The organism is Nonomuraea sp. NPDC049378, from assembly GCF_055586745.1.
This window is the reverse complement of sequence record NZ_JBVJHP010000016.1, coordinates 263,207-275,244: the sequence shown is the minus strand read 5'-3', so window position 1 is coordinate 275,244 and position 12,038 is coordinate 263,207. Positions and strand designations below refer to the sequence as shown.

The window sequence follows — 12,038 nt, the reverse complement described above, 5'->3', positions numbered from 1 at the left end:
ACCTTGTGGATGACGACGCCCTCGACCGCCTCGAGCTGGTCGACGATGGCCTGGGCGTGGTCGGTGTCCCTGGCGGCGCAGGTCACGTCGATGCGCAGCTTCTCGTGCCCCGCGTTGGTGACGTCGAGGGCGGTCACGACACCCCCTGCCGACTCTACGGCGTGCGTGAGCAGGCTCACGGCCTTGCCGCCTGCGGGCACCTCGAGGCGCACGGTGATGGAGTACGACACACTGGGGACGGTCGCCACGTCAATCGCTCCTTCGGGACTGACCAAGAATGCATCCATGTTAGAGGTCATTCGGTCAATCCCGCGCCTCGGCGGCCATGACGATCAGGTCGGCACAGGTGGGCACGGGGATCGTGGTGCTGTCGATCACCAGGTGATAGAGGCAGGCGTCGGCCGGGTCGGTGCGGTAGAAGTGGCGCACGTAGGCGCTGCGCGCCCGGTCGTTGTCCTCGATGATCTGCCGGGCCTCGCGCTCGCCCAGCTGCCCCAGCGTGGCGGTCTGCCGCACCCGCCGGGCGACGGGGGCGTCGAGCCGGACGTGCAGCGCGCCGGGATGGTCGGCCAGCACCAGCGCCCCCGCCCTGCCGAGGAACACGCCGCCCTGGAGGCGCGCGGTGTCTTTCAGCATGCGCTCGGTGCGGTTGACGAACTCCTCGGGCGCGAGCGGCATCGCGCCGGGGACGTACATGTCGACGCCGCCGAACGTCACCGTGGGCAGCCGCATCGCCCCGGAGAAGAGCCGGCCGATGCCGTGCTCGGCCCGGTCGTCGTGGGCCAGCGCCTCCTCCAGCGTGCAGCCCAGCTCCTCGGCGACGGCACTGGGGATCGCGCGGTCGACGAAGGGCACGCCGAGGCGCTCGGCCACGGCCGGGCCGATCTGGCTGCCGGCCGTGCCGTATGTCGCCGATATGGTGACGACCCGCATGAATTCAGGTTAAAACAGGGCGCTCGCCAACGCTCTACGGGCCTTGGCCAAGGATGGGTCTTCGGCGGGCAAAGCCTCGAACAACCCGAGCAGGTGCCGCCTGGCCTTGTCGCGCTCGTCGCCCGAGGTGCGCTTGACCACGGCGATGATGCGCTCGAACGCCTGGTCGACCGCGCCCGACATCATCTCGAGGTCGGCCGCGAGCAGCTGCGCGTCCAGGTCGGCGGGGTCCTGCGCGCGGCGCTGGACGTCGGCGGGGTCGGCCTCGGACGTGCGCTTGAGCAGGCCCACCCCGGCCAGCCCCATCTTCGCGTCCTCGTTGCCCGGCTCGCGGGCCAGCAGCCGCTGGTAGGCCTGCATGGCCGCGTCGAAGTCACCACGGTCGATCGCCTGCTCGGCCGCCATCATGTCGGGATCGGCGGGCGGCCCCGACGGCGCCTCCTGCTCACCGGGCTGGCCGGCCTCGCCGGCCTCCGGGGGCCTGGCACCGGGGTTGGCCTGGTAGAACTGCTCGACCGCGCCCATCAACTCGTCGAGCCAGCGGCGCACCTCCTGCTCGGGCAGCACCTGCTGGAAACCGGTCACCGCCTGGCCCTGGAAGATCGCCAGCACGGTCGGCACGGCCTGGACCCGCAGCGCCTGCGCGATCTGCGGGCTGGCGTCGACGTTGACCTTGGCCAGCACGGCCTTGCCGCCGAGGTCGCCGACCACCTTCTCCAGCACCGGGCTGAGCTGGGCGCTGCCCGGCGCCCTCGGCGACCAGAGGTCGAGCACGACGGGCACCGTCATGGACTTGTCGATGACGTCGCTCGTGAACGTCTCCTCGGTCACGTCGACGACCGAGGCAGTGGCCGCCTGGGGACCTGCGGCCTCCCGCCGGGCCTGCGCCTCCAGTGCCTGCTTGCGCGCGCCCAGGTCCACAGCTCCGTAGAGCGACCCGGGTTTAGAGAAGTCCGCCATGCTCTTCATCTTGCCGCATCGACGACCCCGCGAAGTCACCAGCCGCCACCCGGAGGGTGCGCAACTGGTCGAACATCTCCTGGAGTTCGTCCTCGGCGTACATCGACAGGCCGAACTCGGCGGCCATCAGGTCACCCGTGGCACGGCGTACGACGTCGCGCCCGGACTCGGTGATCTCGGCGAGCACGCCGCGCCCGTCGCGTGGATTGGGCAACCGCCGGACGAACCCGGACTTCTCCAGCCTGTCCACCGTGTTCGTGACGCTGGTGGGGTGGACCATCAACCTTTCCCCGATCTTTGACAAGGGCAGCGCTCCCGCCCTGCTGAACGTCAGCAACACCAGCGCCTCATACCGCGCGAAGGTCAGGCCGTAGGGCTTGAGCAGCGCGTCGAGCTGCGACAGCAGGATCTGGTGCGCTCGCATGATCGACGTCACCGCGGCCATGGCCGCGGACGGGCCGAAGTGCGCGCGCCAGCTCTCCGCGGCGCGGTCGATCGGGTCGAACGGCAGGTTGAGCGGCTTCGGCTGCGTCACAGCGATACGGTAGCGCGCTGGTCGTCCCGGTTCGTCTGGCTACTCACAGCGACAGGCCTCTCCGCTTGGCCAAGAGTCCGGACATCAATCATCACGCTCAGTTATGGTTCTCCTACGAATGGTGACGCGGAAGCCAAGTCCATCAGCCTGTGGGGACCGGCCGGACTGATCGCTTCCGCCTTGCCGAGGGGCACGGGGGGTGCTTGATGAACTTCAACGGGAAAACGGGTGCGTGAGCACGGGGGCGTTTCACGGGAGGAGCTGAAGCAGAGCGCGGCCGTCACTGTGGCCGTGCTGCTCGCTGTCGGCCTGGTCGCGGCGTGGAACGTCCTGATACCCGGCGTCGACGCCTGGGAGAACATCGTGGCAGCGGTCATCGGCTCGCTGCGGTTGACCGGGCCGGTCGCCGCGGCCTTCGCCGCGTGGGTGGCGCTGCGCAAGCGCAAGGCGCTGCGCGGGCGCTCGCTCACGACGTGGCGGGCGCTCAAGGCCCCGCTGGCGATCGTGGTGGTGGTGCTGGGGTCGTTCGGGGCGACGGTGCTGGTCCTGGCAGTCAAGACGGTGCTGACCGACCAGGCGGGCCGGCTGAGCCTGGCGGGCCTGGGCATGGGCATGGCGGGCCTGGCCCTCTACTCGGTGATCGGGTGGGTGGCCGGCTGGGTGCTGCCGCACCCGTTCACGCCGCCGGTCGCCGGGCTGGCCTGCTACGGGGTGTTCTCATGGCTGGCCGACGACCGCGGGTGGGCCGACAAGCTGGCGCCGGGCACCGGTGAGCCGTACGACCTGTTCCAGGGGCTGAGCGGGGCGGCGTTCTTCGACCAGACGATCTGGCTGCTCGGCCTGACGGCGGCGCTGCTGCTCGGCTGGGCGGCGCTGGTGACCAGGCAGGCGCTGGTGCTGGCGTGCGCGCTGCTGGCCGTGCTGGCCGCGGGCATGGGCGTGTCCCGCGTCCTGACCCACTCCAAGCCGGCCGCCGCCGAGGAGATCGCCTACAGCTGCCAGGAGTGGCCGATCACGGTGTGCGTGCATCCGGGCATGCAGGCGGGGCTGACCGAGCTGGGGGCGTCGTTCACGCAGATCGCCTCCAGGCTGGCGGGCACGCCGGCCGCGTTCACGCGGGTGGAGCAGCGGCCGCTCGACGACGAGCTGAAACCGTCGAACGGGCTCGCGCCGATCCACGTGCCCGACCTTTCCGCCGGGTTCGCGGAGGAGGCGGCGTACGAGTACATCGAGTCGCTGGCCGCCCGCTGCCCCGGCACGGTCGCCGACGGCTACCGGGAGATCGTGATGGCCTGGCTGCGCGGCGAGCCGCTGCCCGGAGGGCCGCTGCCCGAGCACCAGTACGCCGCGTCGTGGTTCTCGGGGCTGAGCGAGCACCAGCGCAGGGAGTGGTTGCGGATGTTCTACAGCGACTTCCAGAGCTGCCGGCTGGCCGGCACCCACTTCGGCGGCGGGCCCGCCCACGCCCAGGTGGCGCCCTCACCCGTACGCCCCACGCCCTCGTCGAGCCACGTCTATCCCGTCTACCCCGACACCGGCGGCACCCCGGCGTCGACCTCGGCCCCCGGTACGAGCTCGCCGCCGTTCGGACGTGGGCCGGGGACGTCCTCGCCGGTCGGCGGGGGCACGGCGGCGCCGGCGGTCGCGGCCGCGGACAGGTCCGCTGCCGCGAAGGGACCGGAGATGTCACCGCTCGGCTGGCGATGATGATCGCCAGGAGGGTAGTCATGCTCCCATGACGACTTCCCGTACGACGCCGCCCGAGGTGACGCCAGGGCGGCGCCGCAGGTGGCGATATCTCGCGGCGTTCCTGGTCCTGGCGGTCCTGCTCGTGGTGGGCGGCCGCCTGGCCTGGTCCTGGCTCGACCCGTTCGGCGGGCGGACCATCGACCGCAGCCAGCCGGCGCTGCTGCAGTCGATCAAGGACATGAGCCGCTTCGAGGCGGCGACCGGCACCTTCCAGGTGGTCGTCGACCTGGAGAAGGACGCCAACTTCCTGCCCGACGCCGTCAAGGGCACGCGGACGTTGTTCGTCGGGGCGGGCGGCGTGGACGCGTACGTCGACTTCTCCGCCATGGGCACCAACGCGGTCACCGTCTCGCCGGACCGCACGGAGGCGACCATCCGCCTGCCGCACGCCCAGCTCGAGAAGCCCAACCTGGACAACAGCCGCTCTTACGTGTTCGCGCACCAGCGGGGGCTGTTCGACCGGGTGCAGGACTTCCTGTCGGGCTCGCCGGGTGACCAGCGGGAGCTGTACCTGCTGGCCGAGAAGAAGATCACGGAAGCGGCGGTGGCCAGTGACCTGCGCGCCAGGGCCGACGCCAACACCAGGGCGATGTTGTCGGGCATGCTCAAGTCGCTCGGGTTCACGAAGGTGACGGTCGAGTTCACCGGCGAGCCCTAGCCGCGCCTCAGCGGCCTTAGCCGCCCGTGCCCCCGCTTAAGTACCTGCCCGCGTCCAGAGATAAGGCATCCGCCCGATGTGGCGGGGAGGGCCTTAGGACGAGTCTTGAGAGTGCAGGCAACAGAGCAGAGGAGCACTCGGATGAACGCCGAACTCGAATACACCGTGATGCAGCACCGCGCGTCGGAGCTGCGCCGCGCCGCCGCCGAGCAGCGGCGGGTCATGGAGGCGCGCAGGGGCTCGCGCGGTGAGAGCCGCCACCGCTCGCTCGTCGCCAGGTTCCTGGCCTCATGACCGCCCACAAGCAGCCCGGCCGCAACCTCCCTCGCGGCCGGGCTGAACAGCCCCCTTGAGGGGCGCTCGGGCCCTGAATTCCTGGTGAGGGCCTGAGCAGTGCGTTACGGGGCCCCGGTCCAATTCCTGGTCGGACCGGGGCATCGCGCTGTCCGGGGCCGGCCGGACAGCAATGCATGTATAATGCATGCATGAGTGTCGCACTCCAGATCCGTGACGTCCCCGAGCCGGTGCGGGATGCCCTGGCTGCGCGGGCACGCGCCCAGGGCAAGAGTCTCCAGTCTTACCTCCTCAAGCTGGTCGAGGAGGATGCTCGTCGCACCAGGAACGTTGATCTGATCAATGCGTTCGAGAACCGCGCGGATGGCTACAGCGGCGACGAGGACACCGCGGACATGGTCCGCGAAATGCGCGCCGAGCGCGAAGTCCGCCTCTCCGACGGCAGCAGCGCGCAATGATCGTCCTCGACGCTTCCGTCGTTATCGATGCGCTGACACGCGACGACGACAAGGGACGCGCCGCACGTAAGCTCATGATGAACGACCCTCATTGGGCCGCGCCTCACCACATGGTCACGGAAGTCGTCTCCGGCATTCGCGGTCTGCTTCTTGGTGGCAAGATCAGCCAGGAACGCGCGGAAAAGGCGTTGTCCGCGCTGGGTGACGCCGAGCTCGACCTGGTCGATGTGCGTCCGCACCTGCCACGGATGTGGCAGCTGCGCGCCAATCTTACGGCTTACGACGCCGCGTTCGTCGCCGTGGCGGAGGCCGCGGAGTGCGTGCTTGTCACGGGAGACCGCCGATTGGCCGTCGCCGCGGGGGTCCGCTGTCCCGTCCACGTCATTTGACGCCCGGCGGGTGCGTGCTGACCCGGGCTGGCGCGCCGGCCTCCTACGGGGGTGTGAGGAGCTCCTCCAGCCGCCGTACGACCTGGCCGAGCGGTGCGGTGGCGTCGATCTCGGCGGTCGCGGTCGCCCTGAGCAGCGGCTCGACGGTCTCCAGGTCGTTCATGATCGCGGCCCACTCCTCCGGGCGCTTGCCGTAGGGATTGCCGGTCCGCGCCCGGATCCGGGCGAGCATCACCTCGGCGGGAGCGCTCAGCAGCACGACCTGGTCGAACCGGCCCCGATCGGCGCCGAGATCGGGGCGCGGGTAGAACCGGCCCTGGTTGCTGCGGCAGCCGGCCACGAACAGAGCGCCCTCGCCATGACCCGCGAGCAGGTGGCCGATGGCATCCTCGCGCCACACCCAGTCGCGCGAGCCGTCGGGCAGCCTCACCCACCGGCTCCACTCGTCCGTATCGGTGTCGACGGTCCGGTGCCCGCGCGATGCCAGCGCCTGCAGCGCGGACGACTTGCCCGTGCCCGACATCCCGGTGATCAGCACCTTCGACATGGTTCGAGGCTACGCCCGGCGTCCGCGGGTCCGGCGTGACGCGGGCTCAGGGGACGCGGATGAGCAGCGCGTCGCCCTGGCCGCCACCGCCGCACAGGCCCGCCGCTCCCAGGCCGCCGCCCCGCCGCTTCAGCTCGTACGCCAGCGTGAGCACGATCCGGGCGCCCGACGCCCCGATCGGATGGCCCAGGGCGATGCCGCCGCCGTTGACGTTCACCTTGTCCAGCGGGACGCCCAGCTCCTGCGCCGACTGGAGCACCACGCTGGCGAAGGCCTCGTTGATCTCCACCAGGTCCAGGTCGCCCGCCGACACGCCCTGCTTGGCCATGGCGTGCTTGATGGCGTTGGCGGGCTGGGACTGGAGCGAGGCGTCGGGGCCCGCCACGTTGCCGTGCCTGCCGATCTCGGCCAGCCACGGCAGGCCCAGCTCCTCGGCTTTGGACTTCGACATGACCACCACGGCGCAGGCGCCGTCGGAGATCTGGGAGGCGGAGCCGGCGGTGATGGTGCCGTCGGCGGCGAAGGACGGGCGCAGCTTGGCCAGCGTCTCCACCGTCGTGTCGCCGCGTACGCCCTCGTCCTCCTTGACGACGACCGGCTCGCCGCGCCGCTGCGGGATCGGCACCGGGACGATCTCGTCCTCGAAGACGCCGTTCTTGATGGCGGCGGCGGCCAGCTGGTGGGAGCGGGCCGACAGGGCGTCCTGCTCCTCGCGGCCGATGCCCAGCCTGGTGTTGTGGCGCTCGGTGGACTCGCCCATCGCGCACTGGTCGAACGCGCAGAACAGGCCGTCGTGGGCCATCGAGTCGACCACGTCGGCCCCGCCGTACTTGACGCCCTTGCGCAGGCCGGGCAGCAGGTGGGGGGCGTTGGTCATCGACTCCATGCCGCCGGCCACCACGATGTCGAACTCGCCTGCCCGGATGAGCTGGTCGGCCAGGGCGATGGCGTCGAGGCCCGACAGGCAGACCTTGTTGACGGTGACCGAGGGGACGGTCATCGGGATGCCTGCCTTGACGGCGGCCTGGCGGGAGGGGATCTGGCCCGCGCCGGCCTGGAGGACCTGGCCCATGATGACGTACTCGACGGATTCGGGCGCCACGCCGGCCCGCTCGAGGGCCGCCTTGATGGCGATGCCTCCCAGGTCGACGGCGGTCAGTCCGGACAGGGCGCCGAGCAGCTTGCCGATCGGGGTGCGAGCTCCGGCGACGATGACGGAACTGGACATGGACACGGGCCTCCTGTGCTCGCCATCTGGTTCTTTGACACCATACCCACGAGTAGGTGACCGTTCGCTATGGAGGTGGGCCACATATGTTCCTGCGGATCGACCACATCGGTATCGCGTGCCGGGACCTCGAAGAGAAGATTCGTCTCTTTTCTGACACGTTCGACCTGACAGTAGTTGCCCGGGAGGTCAACGAGGAGCAAGGTGTCAAGGAGGCCATGTTGCACATCTCCGACGGCGAAGGCGGGGGCTCCTACATTCAGCTCCTGGAGCCTCTCTCCGAGGACTCCCCTGTGGGAAAATTCCTCACCAAGCGTGGCGAGGGCGTCCATCACGTGGCATTCGGCGTACGAGATGTGGCGGACGCCATGGGTAAGATCAACGAGAGAGGAGTGAGGCTCCTGGACGAGCGTCCCAGACACGGGTCGATGGACTCACAGATCGCGTTCCTGCATCCCAAAGACGTGGGGGGAATGCTGACCGAGTTGGTCCAGGCGGCCAGACGCTAGAAAAAGCCATATAACGCGCATATGTAACTAGTCACGCAGAAAGTTGGACGGGGCTTCGCAGGTGGCACCAGCGGAGTACGCTTGACCTTCCACCGGACATGGAGCCTGCCGCGAGGCACAGGCTCCTTGGATCGGATGCCCCGAACCCCCCGTCCGGCCCGTGTAGCCGTCTCGACAACCCAGGATCGAGCCTCCATGCAGTCCGACATCGACGCCCAGCTCAACAACTTTTTCGAGGACGCCCCAGCGCGCGAGTTCGACGTGGTGCTCCGTGGTTACGACCGGCATCAGGTCCATGATCACTTGAAGCAGCTCGACGGAGAGCTACGCCAGGCGCGTGAGCAGGTCGCCGGCCTGCAGCGCGATCTGTCCGACTCCCAGCGCCAGCTGCAGGAGCAGGAGCGCCCCACCTACTCCGGACTCGGCGCCCGCATCGAGCAGTTGCTCCGCCTGGCCGAGGAGCAGGCCACCGAGCTCGTGCAGGCCGCCAGGTCCGAGGCCAACGAGATCAAGGCCGCCGCCAAGGTCGAGGCCGCCGACCTGCGGGCCGCCGCGGAGGCCGAGGCGGCCGAGAAGCGGGCCCAGGCCACGCGCGAGTCCGACGAGATGCGCACCTCCGCTGAGCGGGATGCCGAGGAGATCCGCTCGACGGCGCGCCGCGAGGCCGACGAGCTGACCAACACCACCGAGCGCGAGGCCGCCAAGCTGCGTGCCACGGCCGACCACGAGGTGGCGGAGAAGCGGGCCGACGCCGAGCGCGAGATCGCCAAGCTCCGCACCACCACCGAGCGCGAGGTCGCCCAGCTGCGGGCCTCGACCAAGCGCGAGCGCGACGAGGTGCTGACCACCGCCAAGCGGCAGGCCGACGAGATGCGCGCGCAGGCCCAGCGGGTGCTGGAGGAGTCGGAGGCCAAGCGCGCCCAGGACGAGGCCGAGTTCGAGATCCAGCTCGCCGCCCGCCGCGAGGACGCCGAGCGCCAGGAGGCCGAGCGCCACGCCTCCGCCCAGGCCGCCACGCAGAAGCTGGTCGCCGAGGCCGAACAGCGCGCCGCCACGGCCGAGTCGAGGGCCACGAAGGCGACCCAGCAGGCCGACCAGACCCGCCGCGAGGCCGACCTGCACGCCAAGCAGCTCGTCGCCAACGCCCGCAAGAGCGCCGAGACCATCGTTTCCGACGCCAAGTCGAGCGCCGAGACGATCGTCACCGAGGCGAAGAACGAAGCCGAGCGCACCCGCACGGCGATGCAGCGCCAGGTCGACGAGCTGACCCGCCAGCGTGACAGCATCACCAGCCACCTGGCCCAGCTGCGCCAGCTGCTCGGCGGCGCCGCTCTGCCGGGTCAGGAGTCGCCGGAGGTCGCGGTCGCGGCCGCCCCGGCCAAGCCGGCGATCGCCGCGCCCGTGGTCGAGGCCTCGCCCGCGGAGCCGGCGCCCGCCGCCAAGGCTCAGGCCAAGGCGGAGGACGACGCGGAGTGGTGGCAGGAATAGCCGAAGTTCGCACGGGGGCTGAGTGACGGCTGAGAGAGCCTGGCGACCTGATCGTCGCTAGGCTCTCTCTTTGTTGCCGGGCCGACATGCTCCCGTGCGGGCTCGGCGTGGCACGTCGACGATCCCCCATGGAGTTCCCATGTCCACAGATGCCGAGCCCGCCAACGCCGAGCCCGCCGCCGGGCTCGTGGCCGCACCCGAGGAACGGCCTGAGGGCGGCAGCACCGTGGCCCCGGCCGGAGAACGACCTGAGAACGGCGGACTAGAGGCCGCGACCGGGGAGCGGGCCGCGGGTGGGGGCGGCGAGGCGGGCGCCCAGCCGTACGGGCTGCCCGGCAAGCCGCTGGCCCGGGGGCCGTTCCTGTTCGGGCTGGTCGGCGGGCTGGGGGTGCTGACGGCGATCGCGATCGCCCAGATGGTCGTCAACTCGCTGAGCACGATCATCCTGGTCGTGGTGGCGATGTTCCTGGCCGTCGGGCTCAACCCGGCCGTGGAGGCCCTGCAGCGCTGGGGGCTGGCCAGGCGCGCGGCGATCTCGATCGTCTTCACCGGGGTGATCGTGGCGTTCGTGCTGTTCGGCCTGGCCGTGGTGCCGCCGGTGAGCAAGCAGCTGTCGGAGTTCATCGAGGCGGTGCCGGGCTACATCACGGAGCTGAGCAACCATCCGACGCTGCGCCAGATCGACGCCGACTATCAGGTCCTGCCGCAGCTGCGCACGTTCGTGACGAGCACGCTGGGGCCGTCGCTGGCCACCGGGATCATGGGGGCGGGCCTGGTGGTGCTGAACGGCGTGTTCACCACGGTGACGCTGCTGGTGCTCATGCTCTACTTCCTCGGCTCGCTGCACACGATCAAGGACTACCTGCTCAAGCTGGTGCCCGCCTCGCGCAGGGAGCGCACGAGCGCGATCAGCGAGGAGATCCTCACCGGCATCGGCGGTTACGTGGCGGGCAACGTGCTGATCTCGGTCATCGCGGGCGTGGTGGCCTGGATCTTCCTGTCGATCGTGGACGTGCGCTACGCGCTCGCGCTCGCTCTGGTCGTGGCGTTGCTGGACCTCGTGCCGCTGGTGGGCGCCACGATCGGCGCGGTGTTCGTGAGCCTTGTCGCGCTGCTGCAGTCGCTGCCCGCGGGGATCGCCTGCGCGATCTTCTTCGTGCTCTACCAGCAGGTCGAGAACTACTTCATCTATCCCAAGGTGATGAAACGCTCGGTGGACGTGACGCCGGCCGTGACGGTGATCGCCGCGCTGTTCGGGGGCGCGCTGCTCGGCATCGTCGGCGCGCTGCTGGCCATCCCGGTCGCGGCGGCGATCTCGCTGATCATCCGTGAGGTCGTGCTACCCCGCCAGGCCAGGGCCTGAGCCCCGGGCTCCCACCCCGCCGAGCTCCGACCTGAGGAACTCGGTCACCGCGGCGTTGAACGCCTCAGGCTGCTCGACCGCGCTCAGGTGGCCGGCCTTCGGGATGACCTCCAGCCGCCCTTCGGGCACGGCGCGTACCATCTCCTCGGCGTCGGCGGGCGGTGACAGCTCGTCCTCCTCCCCCACCACGACGAGCAGCGGCACCTTCAGCGCCCGCAGCGTCTCGAACGAGCCGGCCCGCGCGGCCATCGCCCGCTGCGCCCAGGCGACGGCGCCCGGCGGAGCCGACTGCACCAGCCCCTTGACCCGTCCGAACACCATGGCCCGCCGCTCCTTCGTGGTCGGCCCGATGAGCGCCGGAAGCACCTCGCTGACCAGCACCTCGCTGCCTTCCGACAGGACGGCCCTGGCGATGCGCTCCCTGTTGTCCCTGGCCGCGGGCGGGTCCTCGCCCGCCTTCGTGTCGGCCAGGATCACGCCGAGCACCCGGTCGGGATGCCGGCGGCAGAAGGCCATGGTCACGTAGCCGCCCATGGACAACCCGCCGACCACCGCCCTGTCGATGCCCTCATCGTCGAGCAGCCTGGCGACGTCGTCGGCCATCAGGTCGAGTGACGGCTCGTCGTCGCCCAGCCGCGAACCGCCGAAGCCCCGCAGGTCAGGTGTGATGACCCGGCAGGCTGTGGCCAGCCCCTCCCGCTGCGCCAGCCACATGGCCGACGACAGGGGGAACGCGTGGAGCAGCACAACCGGGATCCCCGTCCCGGCCGATCTCTTATAGAGCTGCACAGGCCCCACGGTAACCCGGTTCACGGCGACAATCACTCCATGTCCTGAACTCCTCCCGGCTGCAGGTCGCGGCCGGAGGCCCCGCGCGTCGCGGTCAGGCAGCGCGCGGGTCGACCCGCACCGCGGCAGAAGCGAGGG

The 12,038-nt window shown here is 70.4% G+C and carries 15 protein-coding genes; 8 read left to right on the top strand and 7 right to left on the bottom strand.

The features are described from left to right. From ACZ6SA_RS32790 to ACZ6SA_RS32775, 4 genes are all read right to left on the bottom strand, one after another. A partial coding sequence (locus ACZ6SA_RS32790; protein WP_465832554.1) for an ACT domain-containing protein occupies positions 1-248 on the bottom strand: 248 nt, incomplete at its 3' end. Positions 249-303: 55 nt separating this feature from the next. Further along, positions 304-933 (bottom strand): cytidylate kinase-like family protein, encoded by a 630-nt coding sequence (locus tag ACZ6SA_RS32785; RefSeq protein WP_347643824.1) that lies wholly within the window; start codon positions 931-933, stop codon positions 304-306. 9 nt (positions 934-942) lie between these two features. After that, positions 943-1,893, bottom strand: a complete 951-nt coding sequence (locus ACZ6SA_RS32780; protein WP_465832552.1) for a tetratricopeptide repeat protein — start codon at positions 1,891-1,893, stop codon at positions 943-945. After that, the gene (locus tag ACZ6SA_RS32775; protein WP_347621794.1) at positions 1,877-2,428 is read right to left on the bottom strand and encodes a MarR family winged helix-turn-helix transcriptional regulator; all 552 of its coding nucleotides are present in this window, start codon (positions 2,426-2,428) and stop codon (positions 1,877-1,879) included. Before ACZ6SA_RS32775 ends, ACZ6SA_RS32780 begins: the two co-directional genes overlap by 17 nt. A 228-nt stretch (positions 2,429-2,656) precedes the next feature. On the opposite strand from ACZ6SA_RS32775, the gene ACZ6SA_RS32770 reads away from it, so the two are divergent. The 5 genes from ACZ6SA_RS32770 to ACZ6SA_RS32750 all read left to right on the top strand — a co-directional run bounded on the left by ACZ6SA_RS32770 (position 2,657) and on the right by ACZ6SA_RS32750 (position 5,976). Further along, positions 2,657-4,135 carry a hypothetical protein gene (locus tag ACZ6SA_RS32770; protein ID WP_443153730.1) on the top strand — a complete coding sequence of 493 codons (1,479 nt, stop codon included), beginning with the start codon at positions 2,657-2,659 and terminating at the stop codon, positions 4,133-4,135. 28 nt (positions 4,136-4,163) lie between these two features. Continuing rightward, positions 4,164-4,835 (top strand): DUF4230 domain-containing protein, encoded by a 672-nt coding sequence (locus ACZ6SA_RS32765; RefSeq protein WP_347643820.1) that lies wholly within the window; start codon positions 4,164-4,166, stop codon positions 4,833-4,835. Between the two features lie 141 nt (positions 4,836-4,976). Then, positions 4,977-5,129, top strand: coding sequence for a hypothetical protein (locus tag ACZ6SA_RS32760; RefSeq protein ID WP_465832549.1), 153 nt, complete (start codon positions 4,977-4,979; stop codon positions 5,127-5,129). Positions 5,130-5,320: 191 nt separating this feature from the next. Beyond that, positions 5,321-5,587, top strand: a complete 267-nt coding sequence (locus ACZ6SA_RS32755) for a FitA-like ribbon-helix-helix domain-containing protein (protein ID WP_347643818.1) — start codon at positions 5,321-5,323, stop codon at positions 5,585-5,587. After that, positions 5,584-5,976, top strand: a complete 393-nt coding sequence (locus ACZ6SA_RS32750) for a type II toxin-antitoxin system VapC family toxin (protein WP_347643817.1) — start codon at positions 5,584-5,586, stop codon at positions 5,974-5,976. The genes ACZ6SA_RS32755 and ACZ6SA_RS32750 overlap by 4 nt, the downstream gene beginning before the upstream one ends. Before the next feature lie 43 nt (positions 5,977-6,019). On the opposite strand, the gene ACZ6SA_RS32745 is transcribed toward ACZ6SA_RS32750, so the two are convergent. Both ACZ6SA_RS32745 and ACZ6SA_RS32740 read right to left on the bottom strand, forming a co-directional pair. Then, positions 6,020-6,523 (bottom strand): AAA family ATPase, encoded by a 504-nt coding sequence (locus tag ACZ6SA_RS32745; protein ID WP_465832547.1) that lies wholly within the window; start codon positions 6,521-6,523, stop codon positions 6,020-6,022. Between the two features lie 46 nt (positions 6,524-6,569). Continuing rightward, positions 6,570-7,751, bottom strand: coding sequence for an acetyl-CoA C-acetyltransferase (locus ACZ6SA_RS32740; protein ID WP_465832545.1), 1,182 nt, complete (start codon positions 7,749-7,751; stop codon positions 6,570-6,572). 86 nt (positions 7,752-7,837) lie between these two features. Between ACZ6SA_RS32740 and mce the strand changes: the two genes are divergently transcribed. The 3 genes from mce (at position 7,838) to ACZ6SA_RS32725 (ending at position 11,111) form a co-directional block, all read left to right on the top strand. Beyond that, positions 7,838-8,260, top strand: a complete 423-nt coding sequence (gene mce / locus ACZ6SA_RS32735; protein ID WP_347643814.1) for a methylmalonyl-CoA epimerase — start codon at positions 7,838-7,840, stop codon at positions 8,258-8,260. Positions 8,261-8,455: 195 nt separating this feature from the next. Then, a complete protein-coding gene (locus ACZ6SA_RS32730) occupies positions 8,456-9,748 on the top strand; it encodes a DivIVA domain-containing protein (RefSeq protein ID WP_347643813.1) in 1,293 nt (430 codons plus the stop codon). 139 nt (positions 9,749-9,887) lie between these two features. After that, positions 9,888-11,111, top strand: a complete 1,224-nt coding sequence (locus ACZ6SA_RS32725; protein WP_465832542.1) for an AI-2E family transporter — start codon at positions 9,888-9,890, stop codon at positions 11,109-11,111. On the opposite strand, the gene ACZ6SA_RS32720 is transcribed toward ACZ6SA_RS32725, so the two are convergent. Continuing rightward, entirely contained in the window at positions 11,088-11,900 is an 813-nt protein-coding gene (locus ACZ6SA_RS32720; RefSeq protein WP_347643811.1) for an alpha/beta fold hydrolase, read from the bottom strand. The genes ACZ6SA_RS32725 and ACZ6SA_RS32720 overlap by 24 nt on opposite strands. Between the last annotated feature and the right edge of the window lie 138 nt (positions 11,901-12,038).